At 69.2% G+C, this 22,431-nt stretch carries 22 protein-coding genes and 1 pseudogene; 10 read left to right on the top strand and 13 right to left on the bottom strand.

Going from position 1 to position 22,431, the window contains the following annotated elements:
* Nucleotide 1 precedes the first annotated feature (1 nt).
* The 3 genes from AC069I_RS05560 to AC069I_RS05570 form a co-directional block, all read right to left on the bottom strand.
* Entirely contained in the window at nt 2-550 is a 549-nt protein-coding gene (locus AC069I_RS05560; RefSeq protein ID WP_478223823.1) for a DUF2716 domain-containing protein, read from the bottom strand.
* A 187-nt stretch (nt 551-737) separates the two neighbouring features.
* Complete coding sequence (locus AC069I_RS05565) at nt 738-1,346, bottom strand: hypothetical protein (RefSeq protein ID WP_478223824.1); 609 nt, start codon at nt 1,344-1,346, stop codon at nt 738-740.
* A gap of 75 nt (nt 1,347-1,421) precedes the next feature.
* Nucleotides 1,422-1,928: a hypothetical protein gene (locus AC069I_RS05570; protein WP_478223825.1), complete on the bottom strand. Its 507-nt coding sequence runs from the start codon at nt 1,926-1,928 to the stop codon at nt 1,422-1,424.
* A 210-nt stretch (nt 1,929-2,138) separates the two neighbouring features.
* Between AC069I_RS05570 and AC069I_RS05575 the strand changes: the two genes are divergently transcribed.
* The 6 genes from AC069I_RS05575 to AC069I_RS05600 all read left to right on the top strand — a co-directional run bounded on the left by AC069I_RS05575 (nt 2,139) and on the right by AC069I_RS05600 (nt 10,284).
* Nucleotides 2,139-3,248: a flagellar basal body-associated FliL family protein gene (locus tag AC069I_RS05575; protein WP_478264908.1), complete on the top strand. Its 1,110-nt coding sequence runs from the start codon at nt 2,139-2,141 to the stop codon at nt 3,246-3,248.
* Nucleotides 3,249-3,394: 146 nt separating this feature from the next.
* Nucleotides 3,395-4,660: a flagellar basal body-associated FliL family protein gene (locus tag AC069I_RS05580; protein ID WP_478223827.1), complete on the top strand. Its 1,266-nt coding sequence runs from the start codon at nt 3,395-3,397 to the stop codon at nt 4,658-4,660.
* A 9-nt stretch (nt 4,661-4,669) separates the two neighbouring features.
* Nucleotides 4,670-6,007: an rRNA adenine N-6-methyltransferase family protein gene (locus AC069I_RS05585; protein WP_478223828.1), complete on the top strand. Its 1,338-nt coding sequence runs from the start codon at nt 4,670-4,672 to the stop codon at nt 6,005-6,007.
* Entirely contained in the window at nt 6,004-7,926 is a 1,923-nt protein-coding gene (locus AC069I_RS05590; RefSeq protein WP_478231132.1) for a glycosyltransferase family 4 protein, read from the top strand. Before AC069I_RS05585 ends, AC069I_RS05590 begins: the two co-directional genes overlap by 4 nt.
* Nucleotides 7,919-8,506 (top strand): hypothetical protein, encoded by a 588-nt coding sequence (locus AC069I_RS05595; RefSeq protein WP_478223830.1) that lies wholly within the window; start codon nt 7,919-7,921, stop codon nt 8,504-8,506. The genes AC069I_RS05590 and AC069I_RS05595 overlap by 8 nt, the downstream gene beginning before the upstream one ends.
* Nucleotides 8,503-10,284 carry a glycosyltransferase family protein gene (locus AC069I_RS05600; RefSeq protein WP_478264909.1) on the top strand — a complete coding sequence of 594 codons (1,782 nt, stop codon included), beginning with the start codon at nt 8,503-8,505 and terminating at the stop codon, nt 10,282-10,284. Before AC069I_RS05595 ends, AC069I_RS05600 begins: the two co-directional genes overlap by 4 nt.
* A gap of 303 nt (nt 10,285-10,587) precedes the next feature.
* Here the strand turns inward: AC069I_RS05600 and AC069I_RS05605 are convergent, their stop codons facing one another.
* The 6 genes from AC069I_RS05605 to AC069I_RS05630 all read right to left on the bottom strand — a co-directional run bounded on the left by AC069I_RS05605 (nt 10,588) and on the right by AC069I_RS05630 (nt 14,976).
* A complete protein-coding gene (locus tag AC069I_RS05605) occupies nt 10,588-11,319 on the bottom strand; it encodes a Crp/Fnr family transcriptional regulator (protein WP_478223832.1) in 732 nt (243 codons plus the stop codon).
* Nucleotides 11,319-11,546: a hypothetical protein gene (locus AC069I_RS05610; RefSeq protein WP_478223833.1), complete on the bottom strand. Its 228-nt coding sequence runs from the start codon at nt 11,544-11,546 to the stop codon at nt 11,319-11,321. The genes AC069I_RS05605 and AC069I_RS05610 overlap by 1 nt, the downstream gene beginning before the upstream one ends.
* 408 nt (nt 11,547-11,954) lie before the next feature.
* A complete protein-coding gene (locus AC069I_RS05615; protein WP_478223834.1) occupies nt 11,955-12,623 on the bottom strand; it encodes a response regulator in 669 nt (222 codons plus the stop codon).
* Nucleotides 12,620-13,744: a sensor histidine kinase gene (locus AC069I_RS05620; RefSeq protein ID WP_478223835.1), complete on the bottom strand. Its 1,125-nt coding sequence runs from the start codon at nt 13,742-13,744 to the stop codon at nt 12,620-12,622. Before AC069I_RS05620 ends, AC069I_RS05615 begins: the two co-directional genes overlap by 4 nt.
* Before the next feature lie 58 nt (nt 13,745-13,802).
* Nucleotides 13,803-14,651, bottom strand: coding sequence for a hypothetical protein (locus AC069I_RS05625; RefSeq protein ID WP_478223836.1), 849 nt, complete (start codon nt 14,649-14,651; stop codon nt 13,803-13,805).
* Nucleotides 14,652-14,715: 64 nt separating this feature from the next.
* Nucleotides 14,716-14,976 (bottom strand): MmyB family transcriptional regulator, encoded by a 261-nt coding sequence (locus tag AC069I_RS05630; RefSeq protein ID WP_478223837.1) that lies wholly within the window; start codon nt 14,974-14,976, stop codon nt 14,716-14,718.
* Between the two features lie 9 nt (nt 14,977-14,985).
* On the opposite strand from AC069I_RS05630, the pseudogene AC069I_RS05635 reads away from it, so the two are divergent.
* The 3 genes and pseudogenes from AC069I_RS05635 to AC069I_RS05645 form a co-directional block, all read left to right on the top strand.
* Nucleotides 14,986-15,300, top strand: a pseudogene (locus AC069I_RS05635) (MFS transporter); the annotation flags it as partial.
* A gap of 53 nt (nt 15,301-15,353) precedes the next feature.
* Entirely contained in the window at nt 15,354-15,872 is a 519-nt protein-coding gene (locus tag AC069I_RS05640; protein WP_478223838.1) for an RNA polymerase sigma factor, read from the top strand.
* On the top strand, nt 15,865-16,749 hold the full coding sequence (locus AC069I_RS05645) for a VOC family protein (RefSeq protein WP_478223839.1): 885 nt from the start codon (nt 15,865-15,867) through the stop codon (nt 16,747-16,749). The genes AC069I_RS05640 and AC069I_RS05645 overlap by 8 nt, the downstream gene beginning before the upstream one ends.
* 58 nt (nt 16,750-16,807) lie before the next feature.
* On the opposite strand, the gene AC069I_RS05650 is transcribed toward AC069I_RS05645, so the two are convergent.
* The 3 genes from AC069I_RS05650 to AC069I_RS05660 are packed head-to-tail and all read right to left on the bottom strand — an operon-like array spanning nt 16,808 to nt 20,217.
* Nucleotides 16,808-18,571 (bottom strand): gamma-glutamyltransferase family protein, encoded by a 1,764-nt coding sequence (locus AC069I_RS05650; protein WP_478223840.1) that lies wholly within the window; start codon nt 18,569-18,571, stop codon nt 16,808-16,810.
* A 32-nt stretch (nt 18,572-18,603) separates the two neighbouring features.
* Nucleotides 18,604-19,011 (bottom strand): hypothetical protein, encoded by a 408-nt coding sequence (locus AC069I_RS05655; protein WP_478265158.1) that lies wholly within the window; start codon nt 19,009-19,011, stop codon nt 18,604-18,606.
* 12 nt (nt 19,012-19,023) lie between these two features.
* A complete protein-coding gene (locus AC069I_RS05660) occupies nt 19,024-20,217 on the bottom strand; it encodes an FAD-dependent monooxygenase (protein ID WP_478264910.1) in 1,194 nt (397 codons plus the stop codon).
* Between the two features lie 111 nt (nt 20,218-20,328).
* On the opposite strand from AC069I_RS05660, the gene AC069I_RS05665 reads away from it, so the two are divergent.
* A complete protein-coding gene (locus AC069I_RS05665) occupies nt 20,329-20,907 on the top strand; it encodes a TetR/AcrR family transcriptional regulator (protein WP_478264911.1) in 579 nt (192 codons plus the stop codon).
* A gap of 68 nt (nt 20,908-20,975) precedes the next feature.
* Here AC069I_RS05665 and AC069I_RS05670 read toward each other — a convergent pair whose 3' ends face one another.
* Entirely contained in the window at nt 20,976-22,286 is a 1,311-nt protein-coding gene (locus AC069I_RS05670) for a UDP-glucose dehydrogenase family protein (RefSeq protein WP_478223844.1), read from the bottom strand.
* Between the last annotated feature and the right edge of the window lie 145 nt (nt 22,287-22,431).

The following is a 22,431-nucleotide window of genomic DNA, read 5'->3' on the forward strand; positions in this document are numbered from 1 at the left end:
TTTAGGCAGGTCCGCCCGCCATCACGGCCGGTGCCCCGTCGCGCCGCAGCACGTTCTTGAAAATCTGTTCGCCGTGCTTCTCGAAGGCGGGCACGAGCTTCTCGCCGTACACGCACAACGTCCGCTCCCACGGGTGCCCGAGCGTGCCGAAGCGGAAGTCGTTCGCCAGGAACATGTGGTAGTCCGTGCGCGGGAACACCGAAACCGGCCACGGGTCGAGCGCGGCGTGCCGATGCGGATAGAAGCGGTACGACTGGTGCTGCCAATGCAGCACCCAGACCCACTCGTCCTCGGCGACGCAGTCCTTCAACGCCGCGAGCGCGACACGGGCGACGTCGTTCTGCTCGACGGCGTACGGGCCGAGCCGGAATTCCGGTGACGAACGGTCGAGACCTCCTGGCGCGAGATCCCACGCGACGGACGGAGCGGGTTCACGGAAACCGGGCCAGGCGTGCGCGTAGGTGCTCGGCCAGAACGCGAGCTTGTCGTAGACCCAGTACCAGGCGGGCTCATCTACGACCCTGGAGATGGCTTCCCAAGCGTTGTTCACGAGCGACCCTCGGTGGTTCGGCCGGTTAAGACTGGGAAAGCTTCGTGTTCAGGGCCCAAGTTGTCCAGCTCGTGGGCATTCTCCGCGAAACTGTCACCTGATCAGGTGTCTTGCGCCGTCGCCGGAACCGTGAGAATGACGGTGCGTGAACGGCGAGCCCACCGAACGTGGGCTCGCCGTCGTTCGCTCACGCGGCCGCCTCCCAAAGACTCATGAAGGCCGAGGCCTCACTCCGCACCCATGGCCGCACCTTGTCGCGATCGCGCGGCGACAACGCGAACTCCTTCGAGCGCCGGACGTCGATCACCAGCGGCCGCCCGCCCGGCCGCAACTCGTCCATGGTCTGCTCGAGCAACCACAGCACCATTTGCGCGGCGTCCCGGCTCAATGGCTCCTCCTTGAAATAGAGCCAGGTCACGTACACCGGCCCGTCTCCCTTGCGCAGGCCGAGATGAGGGTTGATCCCCACTTCGAGCGAGCCGAGCCGCCATCGCGACCGGCCGACCTCCGCCAGCCGCAGGTCACGCCGCCCGACGTAGCGCAGCCAGCCGTCGGCGATCTCGGTGTAGTGCGGCCGCGTGCGCTCGTCCGCGTTCTCGACCAGTGCCCGCAGTACCTCGCGATCCCCACCGGAGATCCGCCCGGCACGGATCGCGTTCGCGGCACGGAGGTAGAAATTGAACCCGCCCCGGGCCGGGTCCTCGTACTGACGGCGCCAGCGCCGGACGAACGAGGAACGCGAGGGACCCGAGCTCGTGCTGTACCCCACGAACGTGGGCAGGGTGATGTAGGCCATCCGTGTCTGCCTTTCGCCGCTGTTCCTGCTGGACAACGACCATTTTAGAACACATGTACGACAGAAAACGGGGCTTTACGGGTGACGCGGCGGAGGAGGCCAAGGCCCTTCGAGCAGCTCGGCCGACTCCTCGAGGATCGGCACCTCGCAGACGTCCCGCGGGGTGAGGTCGGTCGGGATCCAGCCGTCGAGCATCGCCGACCACCGCGCGATCCCGCGCAACGACGGCGGCGACCCGAGCAGCTCGCCGACCTCGCTGACCAGCGCGCCGCCTGCCGCGGGCGAGAGGCGGCCTTCGACCATCGCGGTGAGCCAGCCGTGGATCAGCAGCCAGCGGGCGGCCGTCGGATCGGCGGGCAGTTCGAGGCCGAGCTCGTCGACGACCTGGCCGAAAGCCTTGTCGACGGCGGCTTCGGCGGAGGATTCGAGCCCGGCGAGCAAGGCGAGGGACGGGGTATCGAGTCCGGCGACGATCGCGTCCAGACCGGCCTCGACCAGATGGGAGGTGCGGACGTCACGTCCGGCGAGCCTGCCGATGGCCAGCTCGCGCAGCGCGCCGCGACACGCGTCGATTTCCGTCACCCGGCACTTCCCACGTCCGCCACCGTACCGGCGGGACCGCCCGATCGCCGCTGACCAGCCGAAAGAGCATCACCACGATGGACCCGCGCCGTCGCCTCCGGACCCTGCTGGACCTGCGCCGAAACGGACGCAAGAATGGGAAAGACCAATATCAACCACCCGTCCGGGTCATGCGACACTGGCTGCCCACACCCGGCGGCAGGGGGCTATATGAGCTGGCAGGACGAGCTTCGGCAGCTGGATGTCGAGCTGGCCTCAGGCCGTATCGGGCACACCGAACACCGCAAGCGGCGCGACGAGCTCCTCGCGGAGGCGTCGGGGGGTGCGATGCCGTCGCCGGTCGCCTCGCCGTTGCGTCATCCGGCCGGACCGTGGCACAGCACCAACCCCGCCGTCCGCCCGGCGGAACCGCGGACCGTCCCAGCCCCTTTTCCAGAATCGGCGGCCGAGCCGCCGTCTCCGCCGAAGCGGGAAATCCCCCGGATCGCGCACCACAAGACCACGGCGCCTTCGCCCGCCGACATCAATCCGACGGTCTATCTCCGCGCGGAACCGCCGCAGCGGCTCCGGCGCGGCCCCGCCACCGTCGAGCAGGGCCTGCCGCTCCCGCCGCTGACGCCGGAGCCAGGCCCCCGCCACAGTGCTCCCACCGACGATTACGCCGTCGTCGGCAAGAAGAAGCCGACGTGGCTCTTCCTCGGCGCCGGAGTGCTCCTCGTGCTGGCACTGATCATCGGCGGGACCCTGTGGCTCGGCTCGTCGCCTTCGAACACCGCCGCGTCACCGCCCGAAACCGCCCAGCCGCCGGGCGGGCTGTCCGGGCTCGCACCGAGTGAACGACCGGACAGCGCGCAGACGCCGCTGGAGGACCGGCTCCCCGCGTTGCCGGGAACGCCGTCCAAGGACAACTCCACGATGTCGGTCGCCAAAGGCGCCGAGCTGAAGCTCTATTCCCAGGCGGCGGCCGAATTCCTGCGGACCAAAGGGGTCACGTCGGTGACCTACAAGGGGTCTTCCGAAGGCGTGAACGGCTATCTCGTCCTGGTGATCCCCGCGAACGACGCGAAGGACGCGGACGCGATCGTCAAGTACTTCCGGCAGAACTCGATCAACGCCGGAATGCGCGAACAGCGCGTCGGTGATCAGCTCGCGCTCGTCGGCGCCAACAAGAACGGCCAGCTCAGCGGTCTCGGGTACACGTCCGGGACGATGGCCGTGACGGCGTGGGTGTCCCAGCCGCTCGGCGGCGATTCGAAGGCGCTCGACGAGCGTCTGGCGAAGACGGCCACCGCGCTGGGGGACGTGCTCCCGGCGGGCTGAATCGCCCAGATCGCGGGCAGATCACGATTCGACCCGCGAGAACACCATGGTGCCCGGCAGTGCAGAATGTGCGAGGTCACCGCTGTGGTGACAACGCGACGACCGGGCGCTCTCCGCGAGCCCGGCCATCAACGAAAAGGGGGCTGGTGGTGTCCTGGCAGGAAGAGCTGCGGAATCTGGACGAGGAGCTCGCATCCGGCCGCCTCTCGGCGGACGACTACCGCATCCGCCGCGACCAGGTGCTGTCCTCGGCCGTGGCCTATGGCGACGCGCCACAGCAGCCCGGCACCCCGCAGCCGCCCGCCGGGCCGCAGGGTCAGCCTCAGCAGCAGCCCGGCCAGCCCTCGGCCGATTCGACACAGATCATCGCGCCGGTGAACCAGCCGCAGGGTGACGGCGCCGAGCGCACGCAGGTCGTCCCGGCCTGGCAGCAACAGCAGGCCCAGCAGCCCGCCGACCCGAACCGCACCCAGGTGGTCCCTCCGGTGGCTTCACCCCCCGGTGGCTTCCCCCAGCAGGGTCAGCCGTCGCCCGCGGGTGGCTTCCCCCAGCAACACGGCTACCAGCAGCAGCCGCAGCAGGGCTGGAACGCGCCCGAAGCGGACGCCGCACCGCCTTGGGGCGGCTCGGACTTCCCGCCGATCTCGCCGGTCGGCAGCACGGAATGGGTCAAGCAGGGCCCCGAACTCTTCGACGACAAGCCCCGCGGCAAGGGCGGGAAGATCGCCGTCATCGCGATCGTCGCCGTACTCGTGCTGGGCGGTCTCGGCGTCGGCGGATACTTCCTCTTCTCCGGCGATGGTGACCCGCAGGCGACCGACCCGAACACGCCTCCCCAGAGCCAGTCGCAGGCTCCGCCGCCTTCGTCCACGAAGGTGCTCACTCCCCAGGAGAAACTGCTGGAGAGGATCCCCGAGCAGTCGGGGACCCCGGACCCCAAGAGCGGCGTGATCAAGGTCGGCGAAGCCGCGTCGATCACCGGGATGGAGCAGGGCGAGATCGACCTCGTCACGGCCGAAGGGGTCAAGGAGGTCATCTACCGGGGCTCGGAGAAGCAGCCGGACGAGACCGGGCCGCAGAAGGCCAAGATCTCGATCACGATCATCCCGATGAACAACCCCGGTGGCGCGCAGGACCTGGTGAGCAAGCTCCGGCAGTACCAGACCAGCCACGGGTTCGTGCACATCACCGACACCGTGCTGCCCGGCATCCCGACCAAGGTGAACTTCCACAAGAAGGTCGAGGGCGACAGCGGCGACTACCGCGGCACCTGGGTCTCCGGCAACAACATCATCCGGGTGGACGTCGTCCAGAACCCGCTCGGCGGCGGTCCTGGCGAGGCTGCCTTGAGCGGCACCTACCAGCGTGCGGTGAAGCAGGGCCTGCTGGAAAACTTCCCCGCCACGAACTGAGTGGGGCAGATGGGGGTCGGCAGGCTGCTCTCGACGGTCCTTTCGCTCGCCGAGGACCTGGATTCCCTCAGCGACGAGCTGCACTTCGCCGGCCAGGACCTCGCCTGCCACGCGCCGCTCGACCACGGTGCGGCGAACGTGCTCCGGGCACTCACCCTGCCCGGGAACGCCAGGGTGCTCGAAATCGGCGCCGGTCTCGGGGCGCTGACGAGGTACCTCGGCGAGCGGGCCGAGGTCGTGCACGCGATCGAACCGGACGAGGACTGCGCGGAAGCGGTCCGGTCGCGGACCGGTGAACTGGGCACGGTCGAGGTCTTCACCGTCGATCCGGCGAGGTTTTCGAGCGATGTCGAGTACGACGTGGTGCTCGTCGCCCAGCCGTATGCGACCAGGGGCCTGCTCGATTCCGTCCGCCGACGGCTGCCGCCGCACGGCGCCGTGGTGGTGACGACGCGCTCGCGCGCGGTCGTGGGCACGCTCGCGGCCGCCGGGCTGGACGTCGTCCAGGAGCTCCTCTGCTCGCCAGGACACGAGATCGCCCGATCGGTGCGGTCGGCGCGGCTCGACGCCGAAACGCCACGGCTGGCCGCGGCGATCGTGGACGAGCCCGCCAGTGGTCTGCTGCTCCTGGCCGGTCCCGGCGCGGACGCGCTGTGGCCGCCGGACCGGCTCGCGACCTACTTCAACACCACCGACCGCGCCGCGTTCGCCTGCACCCGGGCCGACGTCGTCCGGACGGCGGACGGGGCCGAGGTACGGCGGGTGCCGCTGCGTCCGCCGACGACCGTCGCCGGGATCTCCGTCGGCCCGTGGACGGATCCGGTGTACGACGCCGCCACGATCCTCGAAGTTCTGCTGGCCGCCCCGGAACGAGCGGGTGACCTCCTGCCCGCCTGGCGCGAACTGCTGCGGACCGAGGCGGAACGGGGCGTGCGGGCGCTGTGGGATCTCGTACCGCACAACGTCGTCGTCGACGGCGAAGACCTCCGCCCGATCGACCTCGAATGGCGGCACACCGGCGCGGGCGTCGCCGAGGTGACCGAACGCGGAGTGCTGGTGCTGGCCGACAAACTCGCCTCGGCGGGCTGGCGCGGAGCGGCCGACGGCGGGACCACGCGTGAGCTGGCAGGCTGGCTCGGCGTGCTCGTGGGACTCGATCCCTCCTTTGTGGACAGTGCGGTCGAGCGCGAGATCGACTTCGCCACGATCGGGTCGTGCGGCGCCGCGCACGGCACCGCCGAGATCCGCGCGGCGATCTCGGACATCTGGCACGCGCGGCTGGAGAGAACGATCCACGCCGCCGGGTACGGTCGCCTCAGCGACGAGAACAAGGAAGCGAAGCCATGACGAGCCTCTACACCGCCGGCATCGTGACCCCGGGCCGGCCGGTCGGGCATCGATACGAGCTCCGCGGCTGGACCACCGGCGTCGGCGGCGCCGGCGAGATGTCCGTGAGCTTCGGCAGGGTGTCCACGACCGTCGTCCCGGACGACTGCCCGGACGCCCCCGAAGGCGCGTTCGGCTGGCGGGCGGTGCCGCACGGATGGCTTCCCGTCGGGCGGCACGATGTGGTCGTCTACGGCCCCGGCCAGCGTGTCCTGTCCACGGCGACCGTCCACATCGGAACGCTGCCCGGTGAGGAACCGTTGTGGATCGGTGAGATCACCACGCCGCCGTCGGGTCAGGTCACCGACGCCCAAGTCGTGTACGTGTCCGGCTGGGCGCTGCTGCAAGGGCGGGCGCCGAGCTTGATCGAAGTACAGGTCGAAGGCGGCGGCACCGTGCGCGCCCGCACCCGCCTTCCCCGCGAGGACGTGCACCCGGTGCTGCCCGGTTTCGTGGACGCCGAGGTGAGCGGGTTCGAGGCGTGGGTCCCGGTCGACCTGCCCGAGGGCACCGAGCGGACGCTGTCGCTCCGGGTCCGGTTCCGCACCGAAGGGATCGGCGAACACGTCTCCCCTCGCCACACCTTCACGCTTCGGCACGCCGAAGCGGATCCTGACGAAGCAGCGCTCGCCGACGAACTGACCGCGGAAACCGCTCGCGTACTGGCCAGGACCACGGTGCCGTCGGATCCACGGCACGCACTGATCTTCACGCACAGCCTCGCCGTCGGCGGCGGGCAGCTGTGGCTGCAGGAACTGCTCGGCAGGCTCGTCCGCGACCATGGCTGGCGAGTCGACCTGGTGACCGCGGTGGACGGCCCGCTGCGGGCGGAATGCCGCGAACTCGGTGTGCCGGTGCACGTCACGACGCACTACCGCACGTCTTCGGTCCCCGAGTACGAAGGGCACGTCGCCGAGCTGGCCCGGTTCGCCAAGCTGTCCGGAGCGGGCGTCGCGCTGGTCAACACCCTCGGCGGTTTCCCCGCCGCGGACGCGGCCAAACGCGCCGGGCTCCCGACCGCGTGGGTGATCCACGAGAGTTTCTCCTTGCCCACCTTCGCTTTTCACAACTGGGGCCCGAACAAACCGCCGTCCGCGGTTCGGCGGCGCTGGGAGTCCACCCTCGCCGAGACCGACATGCTGCTGTTCGTGGCCGACTCGACGCGGGAGATGTTCCTTCCCTACAGCAAGCCGGAACGGTGCCGGACGGTCCGCTACGGGACTCCTATGTGGACACTGGGTGGGCGGACTCCGGCCGAGACCCGCCGCCGGGCACGCTCGGACCTCGGTTACTCGCCGGACGACGTGGTGCTGGTGAACGTCGGGATCACGGAATCGCGCAAGGGCCAGGCCCCGCTGCTCTCCGCGATGCGCCGGATCCGCCGCGTCCACCCCGAAGTGAAGCTCAGCATCATCGGCCTGCACCCGACCCCGTACGGGCTGGCCATGCGGCGGACGGTCGAGCGGACCGGGCTCGGGAAGGCCGTCGATCTGGTGCCGATCCAGCCGGATCCGATGCGCTGGCTCCACGCGGCCGACCTCTTCGTCAACAATTCGGACGTCGAATCGCTGCCGCGGTCGATCCTCGAAGCCGTCAGCTGCGGGGTCCCGGTCGCGGCGACCGACGTGTTCGGCGCCAGGGAAATGCTCGTGGACGGGGAATCCGGCTGGCTGTTCGAAACCAACGACGTCGACGCCTTGACGGCGACGTTGCTCCGGGCGCTCGGCACACCTCCTGCCCGGCGACGCGAAATGGCGGAAGCCGCGTACGAGAAGCTCCTGCCGTGGCTCGATCCGGCGGGCTACGCACGCGAATACTCCGAAATCCTGACCGATCTCGCCCTCAGCGGGCGCCACAGTGCGGGGGGCGACCGTGCCTGACGAAAACTCCGAGTTCACCGGTCTGCCCGGCCGTGTGCAGGCCGAACTGACCCGGCTGCGGGCCGAACGGCAGATGTTCACCGCCGAACAGGACAGATTGAAGGCGAAGCTGACCGGCACGGAGGAGGAACTGCGCGCGGTGAGCGTCGATGTCACGGCGATGAGTTCGCTGCGCGCGGAGCTCGCCGAAATGGAGGAGCGAGCGGCCGCGGTGCAGGAGCGAGCGGCCGCGCTGCGGGAAGAGCTCGACGTCGCGAACGCCAGGACGACGGCGTTGGAGGGCGACGTGCTTTTCGCCAGGCAGCAGCGTGATTCGATGCGCGCCGAGCTCCTGTCGGCCCGCGAAGAGCGCGACAGGCTCCGGCTCGCCTTGCTGGACGCCGAACTCGTGCTGTCCGCGGGGGTCGTCGAGGCGGACATCCTGCCCGGTGGCGAACCGTCCGCCGACCGGCAGCGCATGCTGACCGCGGAACGGGTGGCCGCCGAGATGGCGAACGAGCTCGACGCGACGCGACGGACGCTCAGCTGGCGGGTCACCGCGCCACTGCGGCTGGTGCGCAGGAGGATGAACCGGCCGTGACCGATCTCTGTTTCGTGTCCGCCGAGGGTGGCTCGTCCTTCATGGAGGAACTGCTCGAAGTGGTCGCCGACGCGGTGCGTACGGCGGGCGGGCGGGCTCGGACCGCCGTCGGCAAGTACCCCGAGGCGGGGCCGGACACCGTCTACGTGGTCGTCCCGCACGAGTACTTCGTCATCTGCCCGGACACCGACTTCCCCGACGCCGAACAGGTCCGGCGGACCATCGGGTTCTGTGTGGAGCATCCCGGCACCTCGACGTTCGAACGCACCGTGTCGCTCGTCCGCGCGCTGGGCGCCGCGGTCGACATCCACGTCGACGCCACCGTGGAACTGCGACGGCGCGGGGTGGAGGTCGAGCATTTCCAGCTCGGCTACACCCCGCTGTGGGATCTGTGGGGCGGCGACCTCGACAGCCCTCGCGACCTCGACGTGACGTACCTGGGCACGGCCGAACGCCGCCGGTCGGCACTGCTCGGCTCGTACGCACGGGACCTCGAAGGCCTGCGGACGCGGCTGCTGACCCCGCCGCACGAGCCGATGACCGCCGCCCGCGTCGACTTCCTGCCCGGCAAGGCGAAGTTCGAGCATCTCGCGCGGTCGCGGTTCCTGCTGAACCTGCACCGGGAGCAGAAGCAGACGCTGGAGTGGGTCCGCACGCTCGAAGCGATGACCAACGGCTGTGTCGTGATCAGCGAGACCTCGGCCGACATCGAGCCCCTGGTCCCCGGCGAACACCTGGTGATCGCGCGAGCGGAGTCGCTGGGCACCGTCGCGGCGGCGCTGGCCGCCGAACCCGGACGTGAACGACGGCTCCGGGCCGCGGCGTACGAATTCGTGCGTTCCCTCGACATGGGGCCGTCGGCCCGGATGCTGATCGACGTGGCTTCGTCGCTCGCCCGCGGGGTCACCGCGGCGCCGGTGACGGACCTCGCCTCGATGCGGCGGTTCGCGTCGACCCTGCGCAGCCCGGCGAACGCGCTCGCGGTCGACACCGCGCCGTTCGATGCGCGCTTCGCCGGGGACCGCTCGGTGCAAGGCGCCGCCTCGCCCGAAGGCCTGGTGGCTTCGGCGCAGATCATCCGGCAGGTCGAGGTCGCGCGACGGGTCGCCACACCACGCTGGGAACCCGCGGCGGCTTCCTTGCCTGCCACCGCCGACGTGGACGTGCTGATCGTGCGACGGACCGGCGAAGCCGACCCGGACGAACTCGTGAACGACCTGCTCACCGCCAGCGTGACGCCGAAGCAGGTGCTCGTCGGTGAGGACGGCGTGCACCCGTGGCCGCGCCCGCGCCCGTACGACGTCCTTCTGCACGACGCTCCGCTCGGCCGGGGGCTCACCCGGAACTCCCTGCTGGAGCGATCGACGGCGTCGTGGCTGCTGGTGCTCGACGGCGGGACGCGTGCTTCGGAGTTCCTCCTGGAGCGGCTGCTGGCCGCTTCGGAAAGCGCCGACGTCGTGCACTGCCCGATCGCGGATCCGGTGGAAGGCCTGGTCGGCGCGCTGCCGCCGGAGGAGCGGCGCCTGCGGACGCTGCCGTACCTGGGCAGCGGCTATCTGGTGCGGCGGTCGCTCGTCGACGACTTCGGCGGGTGGACCACCGAGGTGCTGTTCGAAGGCCTGGAGGATCACCTGTTCTGGCGGCGAGTGGCCGCGGCGGACCGGCAGGCGGCGCTGGTGCAGCAGGTCCTGTTGCGGCGGCAGCGGCCGGATCCGGACTCGCGGCCGATGGACCACGACCCGCATCGGGTGTGGGCGGCGGTCGAAAGCGCTCTGTAGGTGCCTCCCGTGCAATGAACGGTCGTGGGCGCGGCGTTAGCCCGAAAGTGTGAGTTGGGCCGTGTCGATGAACGTCCTCCCCCGCTGATGCGCCTTATGGGCAGAGCATCGGTGAGTCCGGATGCCGGCCGAGAGGAGCCGCCATGGCCTGGGAGATCGCCCTGGTCGCCGCGCTGGCCGTCGTGTTCGTCATACGGCTCGCGCTTCAGCTGAAGCGCAGTTGACCCGGTTTTCGCGCACCCCGCGGCGCGGTGAATGAGGGGAACGGGACTTTCCTCGAGGGTCTCACGAGGAAAGTCCCGTTCACCCCATCGCTATCCGCCTCATCCGTAGCTGCGGAATCTTCCGTGGGCCGATGAGGGCGGACGAGACGGCAGGGAAAAGCGGAGGGCCGTCCTCTCGCAGGCGTTCTTTCACGTGGATCGTCTTGTAACCGGTACTCAGGTAGCCCTCGCTCTTCAGTTTCGCCATCTCGGCATTGACCGACGCTGGTGAAGCGCCGATCGCAGAGGCTATGTCCGTATGGTTCAGTCCCACGTCGATGACGACGCCCGCATCGCCGGGAACCCCGTAGAGCGCCTGCAATCTGGTCAGGAACGCGGTCAGGCGGCTCCGGACCTTGGCCGTCGCGAAACCCTGCGCGACGTTCCGCAGCCGCAACCGGACGGCCATGTCCACCGCGATCAGGGCCATCACCCGATCGTCGTCGAGGAAGCCGTGGAAGGCGTTCCGCGGGATCTCCAGGGCACGAACCGGTTTCGTGGCCACGTACGAGAGATGACTCGGCCGTCTGGCCAGGCAGTCCTCGACGCCGAGCACGTCACCGGCACCGAGCAGGTCCACGATCGTCGGCGGCGTGTCGCTCTGGGCCGCACGCAGCGCCTTGACGAAGCCGGATCGCAGGATCAGCACCGGTGGCGCCGGATCGCCTTGATGGAGCAGTGCCGAGCCAGCCGTGTGGTCCACGTGCCTGCCGAGGTCGAGCAGCCGCTGCCGCTGCCGTTCGGTGACCGCGGCCAGGAAATCCCCGCCCATCAGCCGACCACCGCCGCGAACGCACAGAGGATCGCGGCGAAGACGATGCAGGCGAGAACGACGACGCCTGCGGTGACCACCAGAAGCGGGTCAGGTGTCTTTGTCGTCAATAGTGACTCCCCGTGAGAGAAAAAGTGAATCGAATTCTGGACCCGGCCGAGTGAGAATCGTGTCGGGTAGGTGACATCCCCCTTGCCGTTCAGCCGGAGACTAATGCTCAGCGCCATTGCGACAAAGCAACACAGTGGGAGCCGCTCCCGTCCAGGGAGCGATTTCGCGACGGAAAGTGACCGTCATTCCGCGCGACGGCCGAAGAAAAAATCACCCACCGTACACGGATTTGAGCAGCAGCCTCACGCGATACTTCTATACTCGTCAGGAAATCAGGGTTTGCCGTACGTGCGTATTGTTTTCGCGTCGTCGTCTCGGGTAGACCCGTCGCTTCCCCTCGCCCCTGGTGGAGACGGAGATGAGGCCGGGTCACCAAGAGTGCACGTGCAGATGCACGTCCTGTCCGAAGCTCGATGGCGAGCCAGCTAGACGCGGAATTAACGGAGCGTCAGCGTTGGGTTACTCTTGATGACTCCACGTGACCGGCGGAGTTTTTCCGGCAAAGTCAGCATTTTGGGGGAACCTCAACCCCGGCGAGGACTGACCAGGCCGGACTCGTACGCCAGCACCACCAGCTGCGCCCGATCCCGCGCCCCGATCTTGGTCATGATGCGGCTGACGTGCGTGCGCGCGGTCGCCGTCGAGATCACCAGATGCGCGGCGATCTCGTCGTTCGACATACCGCCGGCGACCAGGCCGAGGACCTCGCGTTCGCGATCGGTGATCTCGCGGACGGCGTTCACGTCGATGCGGCGGTTCTCCGGCCGGTCGACGAACTCCGCGATCAGCCGCCTGGTCACGGTCGGCGCCAGCAGGGCCTCGCCCGCGGCGACCACCTTCAGCGCCCGCAGCAGCTCCACCGGATCGGTGTCCTTCAGCAGGAACCCGCTCGCGCCGGCGCGCAACGCCTCGTAGACGTACTCGTCGACGTCGAACGTGGTCAGGACCAGGACCTTCACCCCGGCCAGCTCGGGATTCGCGGTGATCCGCCGCGTCGCTTCGAGCCCGTCGACGCCGGGCATCCGGACGTCCATCACGACGATGTCCGGGTTGTGGTCGACGGCGGCCGCGACGGCCTGCTCGCCATCCCCCGCCTCGGCGCAGACCTCGAACCCGTCCTCGGTCTCCAGCAAAACCCGGAAACCGGCGCGGACCAGCACCTGGTCGTCGGCGAGAACCACCCGGATCGTCATCGTTCCCCCTCGATGGGCAGGTCCGCGCGGACCTGGAATCCGCCGTCCACCACGGACGTCGTGAGCGCGCCGCCCAGCGCGGCCGCCCGTTCGGACATCCCGCGCAGGCCGTGACCGGGCGCGGGATCGACGGCGCCACGGCCATCGTCGCGGACGAGCAGCGTCAGCGCACCGGTCTTCCGTTCGAATCTGACGTCGACACCCCGCGCCTGATGCGCGTGACGGACCACGTTCGTCAGCGATTCCTGCAGGATCCGGTACGCGGCGCCGTCGACGGGCGCGGGCAGTTCTCCCGGCGCACCATCGACGCGGACCTCCAGCCCGGCGGCGCGGGCGTGCTCGAACAGCTCGTCGGCCTGGGCGAGGCTCGGCGCGGGCGCCTTGTCCTCACCGGAACGCAGCACGGCCAACGTGGCGCGAAGGTCCTTCAGCGCCGAAGCGCTCGCCTCCTTGATGTTCAGCAACGCCTCTTTCGCCTGTTCAGGCCGCCGGTCGGCGACGTGCGCGGCGACCCCGGCCTGGACGTTGATCATCGCGAGACTGTGCGCGACGACGTCGTGCACCTCGCGGGCGATGGTGAGCCGCTCCTGCTCGGCGATCCGGTGCCGGTGCTCGTCGGCCTGCTCGCGGCGCGCCCTTGCGGCCGCCATCCCGTTGCGCACCGCCGTCCCGACCCCGACGACCGCGATCACCCAGACCAGGCCCAACCCCGTCCGCAGATCGAAGCCGGCGAACCCGTGCCGGACGAACAACGCGATCCCCGACGCCGCCAGGAGCGCTCCGCCGGTGCCGCCGGCGACGACCGGCCCGCGAATCTTGGTGAGCAGGAACAGCGCGATGGTCGGCAGCAAGATCGCCGGCCCGCCCGGGTTGCCGGACGCGTAGTAGCCGAGCGTCAGCGCGGAGGTGAGCAGGAAGATCGTCATCGGGAAGCGGTGGACGATCAGCAGCGGTACCGCGATGGCGACCAGCCACAGCACGCCGGACGTGGTCAGCTGCGGCGAGTCCGGCTGCCAGCGTGAGGCGCCGCTCGTGGCACCGAGGACGAACCCCAGCGGAAGCACCACGCGCAGCACGCGGCCCACCCAGGGGCTCCACGGAAACCGTTCTTTCAGCAGCACAGAGCGAAAGCTACCCGGGGCGGAGACGGATCGCGTCCGTTGAAAAGCGGCTTCCCGGCTACGCCGCCCGCGGTAGACGCCGCAGGACCGAGATCATCATCAGCACGCCGCCGATCACCTGGACGGCCAGCACCGCCACGCGCCCGGTGGATCCCATGGTGAACGCGCTGAACAAGGCCCACGCCCCCGTGCCGGCCATCGCCCCGGCGCCGGTCCACACCAGCACCAGCCGCGGCCAGAACCGTCCTCGCGACACGTTCGCCAGCGCGATCGCGGCGAGGACGCCGAGCACCGCGATCACGACGTCCTGGCCGCGGGCCGCGATACCGCCGGTCCCGAACGCCCAGATCGTGTGGCCGATCGCCGTGACGAGCGCGGCGACGATGCCGAGCAGGCCCGCCACACCGATCGTGCCCGGCTTCACGGTGCCGGTGAGGACGAACCACCAGCGATCGCGGGCGTAGAGCACGAACGCGGTCAGCAGCAGGATGCCCTGCCAGGCGAAGCCGCCGTAGACGACGGCCCAGACCCAGTTCTCCAGCGGCATTTCGGTCAGGTGCGCCGTGGACAGGTCGGCGACGATCACCGGGACGTTCAGCACGATCGGCGCGAGCAGCCCGGTGCCGATCCAGATCGGGAACAGGACCAGCGGCGCGGGGATCCGGCGGCCCCAGGAGTAGGTGAACGCCAGCGCGAGGATCACCGCGACGACGTCCATCCCGCCGGTGACCAGGTTCGCGAACATCATCAGGTCGGAGTCCACAAAGGACGGATCACGCAGGCCGAGGCTGCCGCCGGTGACCCAGGACGCCTTGAGGGTCAGGTACGGGAGCGTGCCCAGGATCGCGGCGTAGCAGACGATCAGGCGAGCACTGGAGATCTTGGGGGGAGCCATCGCTACGGTCATGCTCACCAGCGTCGGCGTGCGCGCCGCGGAAAGGCTCCCTCGCGAGCCTCGTCCGTCTCACCCTTCAGAGGGAGCTGGGCAGTTTCGCCGCGGTTTCCTCGTCCGCCGGGGTCAACGTCGCCAGGGAGATCTCGGAACGCCGTCCGAGGTACGGGTACGAGAATTCGAAGCGCAGCAGGCCGACGTCCGGGTGCAGGTAGCGCTTGAGCACGATCCGTTCGGTGGAGACGTCGTGCTCCTTCCACATCCGTTCGAAGAGCTCGGACTCCTGTCGCAGGCGTTTGACCAGGTTCTTCCACGCCGGCTCGGCGATGTGTTCGGCCATCGCGGCGCGGACCTGGGAGTGCTCGATTTCGTGCCGGGGATGCTGCTGTGCGGTCTCGGTCAGGGACTGGCGATGACGACGGTGTTCCGGATCGTCCTGTCGAAGGTGCCGCCGGAGATCGCCGGGGTCGGCAGCGGGATGCTGACGACGTCACAGCAGGCCGCGATGGCGTTGGGCGTGGCGACGCTGGGAACGTTGTTCGCTTCCGCCGGCGCCGGGCCGCTCGGGATGAAGGGCGCGTTCGTGCTGGTCATCGGGATTCAGGCGGTGCTGACGGTCGGGGTGATCACGGTGGCCCGGCGGCTGCCGGATCCACGGGGCTGAGAAAGTTCGAGTTCACCCGTCGGAGTTGTGGCTCCCCGAGCGACGATGGGGATGTGACGGAACCACGGGTGCATCGGGACCCGGCCTTCGCGCTGCTTTCGCTGTACGAGACGGCGTTGCCGGAGGTCTACGGGTACCTGCTGTCCCGGTGCGGTGATCGCACCCTCGCCGAGGAGCTGACGTCCGAGACGTTCCTCGGCGCGGTGAGGGCCTGTCGCAAGGAGTTCGCACCTCCAGTGAGCACCGGGTGGCTGATCGGCGTCGCCCGGCACAAGCTCGCCGATCACTGGCGGCGCAAAGCACGTGAGGAACGCGGGCTGCGGCTCGTCCACGAGGAGGAGTACACCGATCCGTGGGACGAACGGCTGGACGCGCTTCTGGCGCGCGAGGTGCTCGCGTCGCTCGGGGCACATCATCGAGCCGCGTTGACGCTTCGCTACGTCGACGGCCTCCCGGTCCCGGAGGTCGCCGAGCATCTCGAGCGCACGGTGCACGCCACGGAGGCGTTGCTCGTGCGGGCCCGTGCCGCGTTCCGGCGTGCTTACCAGGAGAAGGAGGGTCGCGATGCCTGATCCGTTCGACGCGCTTCGCGCGCCCTCGCAGCCTGTCGAGCCTGACCCGCTCTTCGCCGCCGAACTGCGCGACAACCTTCGTCGCGCCGTCCTGAACGGAGCCGATATGACGGAAACACTCACTACCGATGCCGAAGTCCGCTCTTTGACGCCGTACCTCGTGGTGACGGACGCCCGCGCCGCGCTCGATTTCTATGTCGAGGTGTTCGGGGCACGGCGGCGGTCCGATCCGATCGTGCTGGAGGACGGCCGGGTCGGCCACGCGGAACTGGCCATCGGGGACAGCGTGCTGATGTTCGCGGAGGAATTCCCCGAGCTGGGCATCGTCGTGGCGCCCGCCGGTGGCCCGCTGATCCGGGTCGAGGTCGCGGACGCGCATGCTTCGGCCGCCCGAGCCGTGGAGCTGGGCGGGGAACTGCGACGTCCCGTCGCGGACGAAGGCCACGGGCTGAGCGGGGAGATCAAGGACCCGTACGGCCAGCGGTGGCTTGTCGCGCAGGCTGCGCCTCGGCCCGCTTCGGGCACTACGCCGATCCGGCACGGCGAAGCGGGTTACTTCACTTTCCAGGTGCCCGACGACGAACGCGCGAAGGCGTTCTACGGAGCCGTTCTGGGCTGGCAGTTCTCGCCCGGGCGGGTCGAAGGCGGCTGGGGCGTCGAAGGTTCCGGCCTGCAGGGCGGACTCTGGGGTGGCCCGGGACGGCAGGTGGGCTGGAAACTCATGTACGCCGTCGACGATCTCGCCGCCGCCCTCGACCGTGTCCGCGCCCAAGGCGGCCAGGCAGGCGAAACCGAACAGCAGCCCTACGGCCTGAGCGCCGACTGCGTGGACGACCAGGGCATCGAATTCTGGCTCTGGGAACAGCCGCGCTCCTGACCTCGTGAGTGGTAAGGACGGTTCTAACCGTCCTTACCACTCACGAGGCTGGGGAGCGTCAGCGGCCGGCGGCGTAGCCCTGCATTCCGCGCGCGTTCGCGGCGGCGCGCAAGACACCACCGGAACGCGACACGGCCGAAAGCCGCCCGAGCGCCCAAGGTCCCGCGTCGACCACGGCGTGCCCGCGCGCGCCGAGAGCGTCTATTGTGGACTGACCGAGCCGCGACTCGACCACCAGCTCCCGCGGCGTCCACGAGCGCGGATAGAACGAACTCGGGAACGCGGTCGTATGCCACGCGGGCGAGTCGATCGACTCCTGCAGGTTCAGCCCGCCGAGCGTGTGCGCCAGCCAGAAACACAGCTGCCACTGGTCCTGCTGGTCGCCGCCGGGGGTCCCGAACGCGAGCACCGGCTCGCCGTCACGCAGGCCCATCGACGGCGAAAGCGTGATCCGCGGCCGCTTCCGAGGTGCCAGCGAGTTCGGCAAACCCTGTTCCAGCCAGAACATCTGCCCACGCGAGTCGAGACAGAAACCGAGTTCCGGGATCGTCGGGCTCGACTGCAACCAGCCACCCGACGGCGTCACCGAGATCATGTTCCCGGCCGCGTCGACGACGTCGATGTGCACGGTGTCGCCGCGAGTCTCGCCCAGCGGCCCGACCGTCGGCTCCCCTGTCGCACCGGAGCCGGATTCCAGTCCGCGCAGCTTTTCGAGGATCGCGGGCAGCCTCGGCGAGGGACCACCGGGCCGGAGTTCGGCGGACGCTTCTTCGGTGATCAACGCGCGGCGGGCGTCCGCGTACTCGCGGGAGATCAGCAACTCGATCGGCACGTCGGGCGAATCCCCGTACCAAGCCTCACGATCCGCGAACGCCAGCTTCGTCGCCTCGACGGCCAAGTGGATCGTGCGTTCCGTCGGAATACCATCCACATAGGACAGTTCGTCGCGCAGCCCGTCCAGCAACCGCGCCTGCTGCAGCAACGCCGGGCCCTGCGTCCAGGCGCCCATCTTCACCAGGCCCCAGTCACCGAAGTCGACCTGCAGCGCGTCCTCGTACGTCGCCTCCCAGCCCGCGATGTCCTCGCCGGTGAGCAGACCGGCGTGATCGCGCCCGGAATCGTCGCGGAAAGCCTTGCGGCTGAACGCTTCGATCGCCTCGGCGACGAAACCTCGCGACCACGCGCGGCGTCCGGCGTCGATCTGTGCCTCCCGGCCACTGACCGACTCGGCCTCGGCGACCAGCCGTTCCCAGGTGTCCGCGAGGGCCGGGTTGCGGTGCAGCCCTTCGGCGGGCTTGCCATCCGGCAACCAGAGCGCCGCCGACGTCGGCCAATGCTCGGTGAAGAGGTCTTGCACCGCGCGGATCGTGTCACCGACCCGGCTGACCAGCGGAATCCCGTTGCGCGCGTACGAGATCGCGTAGCCGAGCACGTCACGCAACGACTTCGTGCCGTGATCCCGCAGGAGCAGCAGCCAGCCGTCCCAGGCGCCCGGGACGGTCGCGGGGAGCAAACCGCTGCCGGGGATCAGGTCGAGCCCGAGGTCCGCGAAGTACTCGGGTGTCGCGGCCGCGGGCGAGACCCCCTGACCCGCGAGAGCACGTGGAGTCCGATCCGCGGCGGTGACGAAGATGCCGGGGACCTGACCCGCCGGGCCGCACAGATGCGGCTCGGCGACCTGCAGGACGAACCCGGCCGCTACCGCCGCGTCGAAGGCGTTGCCGCCGTTTTCGAGCACCGCCATACCGGTGGCCGAGGCCAGCCAGTGCGTCGATGCCACCATGCCGTGGGTGCCGGCCAGTTCCGGCCTGGTCGTGAACACGAAGCCGATACTACGCTTTGCTAACTACTTTTTCAGTCCCAGAAATTGAAGAGGGCCAGACCGAGCTTGTCGGGCCGCCAGAACTTGGCTTCGCGATACTCCACCCAGGGCGGCGCCGAGGGGTCGATCGACGTCTCGAGTTCGGCCCGGGTGTATAGCCGGAATGCGGGAAGAAGCCCTCCCAGAACGGCCAGCAACCCCGGCTCGTCGACGAAGCTCATGGGCCCGTAAGACACGGGTGCTTCGGCGATTCCGAGGATCTCCCGCCTGCCGCCGTCGAGCCATGACTGCGTCCACAACACGGCGGCAGTCCGGTGGGGATAAGCGATTTCGCCCGTGACGAAGTTCCGGCACGCTTCGTAGGGCACGAACCGGACGACCTGGCCGCGTGTTAGCCGGGCCGCCTCGTAACAGGCCTTCCGGAACTCCTTCTCCTCCATCACCCACCGAAACTATCCCCGCGCGGCGACCGGAGCGTCATAGTTTTCCAGCGTCGCCGCGTTCGCCGCCCGCGACGTGATCCACGTGAACACCTTGGTCATCGGCCGCGAACCCAGCACCCGGTACAGGAAGTTCCGGTAGCCGAGCATGAACCGGGTCTTCGGCGCGAGGAACGTGCCGATCCCGGCGGCCTGCTTCTGCGAGACCTTCACCGGACCGCGCAGTTTCTCTTCGTAGCGCGCGAAAGCGACTTCGTGATCACCCTGCGCGGCGGCGAGTTCCCCGGCCAGGATGTACGCGCCCATCATCGCGAGCCCGGTGCCCGAACCGCCGGGACCCGCGCACCACGCCGCGTCACCGAGCAGCACGACCCGGCCCTGCGACCACTTGCCGAGATGGATCTGGCTGAGTGAATCGAAATACAGCGCGTCGACGTCGCCAAGGCCTTCCAGCAACGTCGGGGTTTCCCAGCCGAAGTCGGCGTAGCGCTCGGTCAGGACCTTCTTCTGTGCCTCGACGTCGCGTCGCCGCACCTCCAGCGACTCCGACGCGAAGACGAGGCTGACATTGAGAGCCGAGCGATCGCGGCCGCCGGCGACCATGACCGTCCGGCCGGGGACGCTGCAGATCTGGCCGAGATGGTCGAGGCCGAGGTGGTTCGGCACGGTGAAGCCCGCGGTGTGGAAGCCGAGGTCGGTGCGGAATCGCTCTTCGTCGCCGAACGTCAGCCGCCGCACGCCCGAGTGCAGCCCGTCCGCGCCGACGACCAGGTCGAATCTGCGCGGCTCGCCGTGGGCGAAGCCGACGTCGACGCCGTCCGCGACCTCGTCCAACCCGGTGATCCAGTCGCCGAAGACGTACTCGACGTCGTCTTTCGTGTGGTCGTAGAGGATGCGCGTCAGGTCTCCGCGCTCGATCTCGACTTCGCCGCTGAAGAAGACGGACGGCATCTCGGCGACCTTCTTGCCTCGCGTGTCGACGATGACCTGCGCGCCCATCGCGGTCTCCTTCGCGCGGATGTCTTCAAGGATCCCCATGCGCTTGAGCAGGGTCATCTGCTCGCCGCGGAAGTCGACCGCGCTGCCGCCTTCGCGCAGCGCCGGGGCGCGTTCGACGACGGTCGGCGCGAAACCGCGCTTCCGCAGCCAGAAGGCGAGAGCCGGGCCCGCGATGCCGGCGCCGGAGATCAGAACGGTGGTCGTCATGGCTGCTCCCTGGGTTCGTGGTGATGGGAGCGACCGTACGGCAGATTTGCACGCTTGGTCAATCCATTTGGTTAAACCAAGTGGATAAACCGCGTGGTCTAGGATCCGGACATGGGTAATCGCGAGGACCTGATGGCGGGCGCCATCCAGTGCTTGAAGGAAAAGGGCTGGTCACGCACGACGGTGCGGGACATCGCGACGGCGGCCGGGGTCAGCCACGCGGCGATCGGCTACCACTTCGGATCGCGCGAAGCCCTGCTGCTGACGGCGTTCTCCCAGGCGATGGACGACTGGGGCCGAGAGATCCAGATCGAGATGCGGAGTGCCGTCGACCCCGACGCGTCGCCCTCGGAGCAGTACGCGGCGTCCTGGCGCGCGATGATCGACTCCTACGGGCGCAACCGGCAGCTGTGGATCGCCTCGATCGAGGCGTTCGTGCAGTCCGAGCATCACCCTGAGCTGCGGAGGCAGCTCGCCGCCGCACAACGCGAAGGCCGCCGGGGAATGGCGGCGGGCATCCTCGGGATCGACGAGGACACCCTCACCGAGGCGGACGAGCGGCGGATCGGCGCGGTGGCCACGGCCCTGAACTCGGGCGTGATGCTGCAGCACATGCTCGACCCGGAGAACGGTCCGACGGCCGAGGAGGTCGTGGACGGGCTGGTCAAGCTCGTCTCGCTGGTGCAATGAAAGGTCCTTTCCTTGCGAAATTTGCAAGGAAAGGACCTTTCATTGCACCAGCGGGCGGGGCAGGTGGGTCAGGAGACGGCGACCGTCCGCCGCAGCGCCGCCCGCGGCCGCCCGACGCCCTGCCACGACAGGCCGACGTCCAGGATCCGTTGCGGGTCCAGGAGATTGCGCGTGTCGACGACCGCGTCGCCGTCCATCTGCTCGGCCATGTACGTCCAGTCGAGCCGCTTGAACTCGTCCCATTCCGTCAGCACGACGACGGCGTCGGCCGCCTTCGCGACCTGGTACGGGTCGTCGACGACGGTCATGCCGTCGATGTGGCCGCCGACGGCGGGGTCGTAGGCGGTCAGTTCCGCGCCGAGCGCGCCCAGCACCGAAGCGACCGCGAGGGCGGGCGAGTCGCGCAGGTCGTTCGTCCCGGCTTTGAACGCCAGCCCGAGGACGCCGATCCGCGAACCGGCCAGCGTGCCGCCGACGGCGCCGGCGATCTTCGCGACGATCCGGTCCCGTTGTGCGATGTTCTCCTCGATCGCCGAGGTGAGCAGCGTGAAGTCGTACTGCACCGACTCGGCGACCCGGACCAGCGCGCTGGTGTCCTTCGGCAGGCACGAGCCGCCCCAGCCGGGGCCGGGCTTGAGGAACGAGCGGCCGATGCGCCGGTCGTAGCCCATGCCCTCGGTGACCAGGTCGATGTCCGCGCCGAGGCGTTCGCACAGTTCGGCGATCGAGTTCACATAGGACAGTTTCATCGCGAGGAAGCAGTTCGCCGCGTACTTCACCAGTTCCGCGCTGGCCGCGTCGGCGACGACGACGGGGGCGGCGAGGTCGGCGTAGAGATCGCCGACCCAGCGGGCGGCCGCGACGTCGTCCGAACCGACGACGATCCGGTCGGGGCCGAGGAAGTCCTCCACCGCGGTGCCCTCACGCAGGAACTCCGGGTTCGACACGACCGGCACGTCCGTGCGACCGAGCATCGCCTGGATGCGCTTCGACGTCCCCACCGGAACGGTCGATTTGGTGACCAGCGCGCACCCCGGCGGGATGACGTCGCCGATCTCGGTGGTCACGGCCTCGACGGCCCGCAGGTCCGCCGAGCCGCCCGCGCCCATCGGCGTCGGCACACAAAGGAAAACGGCCTCCGCGTCACGAACGGCGTCGCGCGCGCCGACCACGAATTCGAGTCTTCCGCTGGTCAGCCCCCTCGACACCAGCTCGGACAATCCCGGCTCCAGGATGTCCACCCGTCCGGCGGAGAGCCTTGCGACCTTCGCCTGGTCGACATCGACGCAAGTGACTCGATGCCCCAGGCCGGCCAAGCAGGCTCCCGTGGTCAATCCGACGTAACCCGTCCCCACCACCACGATCCGAGCAGCGCTCATGGTGCTGAAGGTGACAGCCGGAGTTGACCTCCGAGCGAACGGAATGCTTCAGGTCCGAATACTCCTCACGACATGCTGCGCACCCGGAGTGAGCCATCCCACCCAGGCCCGATGCGAACGAGCGTTAACCTATGAACGGTTGTCG

Source organism: Amycolatopsis sp. NPDC043885 (assembly GCF_056435685.1).

What these genes read in the sequence shown, in the direction of transcription:
- AC069I_RS05565 (WP_478223824.1), bottom strand. Translation starts at nt 1,346, where the DNA reads ATGGCCTACATCACCCTGCCCACGTTCGTGGGGTACAGCACGAGCTCG.
- AC069I_RS05575 (WP_478264908.1), top strand. Translation starts at nt 2,139, where the DNA reads ATGAGCTGGCAGGACGAGCTTCGGCAGCTGGATGTCGAGCTGGCCTCA.
- AC069I_RS05585 (WP_478223828.1), top strand. Translation starts at nt 4,670, where the DNA reads ATGGGGGTCGGCAGGCTGCTCTCGACGGTCCTTTCGCTCGCCGAGGAC.
- AC069I_RS05590 (WP_478231132.1), top strand. Translation starts at nt 6,004, where the DNA reads ATGACGAGCCTCTACACCGCCGGCATCGTGACCCCGGGCCGGCCGGTC.
- AC069I_RS05605 (WP_478223832.1), bottom strand. Translation starts at nt 11,319, where the DNA reads ATGGGCGGGGATTTCCTGGCCGCGGTCACCGAACGGCAGCGGCAGCGG.
- AC069I_RS05610 (WP_478223833.1), bottom strand. Translation starts at nt 11,546, where the DNA reads ATGGCGCTGAGCATTAGTCTCCGGCTGAACGGCAAGGGGGATGTCACC.
- AC069I_RS05615 (WP_478223834.1), bottom strand. Translation starts at nt 12,623, where the DNA reads ATGACGATCCGGGTGGTTCTCGCCGACGACCAGGTGCTGGTCCGCGCC.
- AC069I_RS05625 (WP_478223836.1), bottom strand. Translation starts at nt 14,651, where the DNA reads ATGACCGTAGCGATGGCTCCCCCCAAGATCTCCAGTGCTCGCCTGATC.
- AC069I_RS05630 (WP_478223837.1), bottom strand. Translation starts at nt 14,976, where the DNA reads ATGGCCGAACACATCGCCGAGCCGGCGTGGAAGAACCTGGTCAAACGC.
- AC069I_RS05645 (WP_478223839.1), top strand. Translation starts at nt 15,865, where the DNA reads ATGCCTGATCCGTTCGACGCGCTTCGCGCGCCCTCGCAGCCTGTCGAG.
- AC069I_RS05655 (WP_478265158.1), bottom strand. Translation starts at nt 19,011, where the DNA reads ATGGAGGAGAAGGAGTTCCGGAAGGCCTGTTACGAGGCGGCCCGGCTA.
- AC069I_RS05660 (WP_478264910.1), bottom strand. Translation starts at nt 20,217, where the DNA reads ATGACGACCACCGTTCTGATCTCCGGCGCCGGCATCGCGGGCCCGGCT.
- AC069I_RS05665 (WP_478264911.1), top strand. Translation starts at nt 20,329, where the DNA reads ATGGGTAATCGCGAGGACCTGATGGCGGGCGCCATCCAGTGCTTGAAG.
- AC069I_RS05670 (WP_478223844.1), bottom strand. Translation starts at nt 22,286, where the DNA reads ATGAGCGCTGCTCGGATCGTGGTGGTGGGGACGGGTTACGTCGGATTG.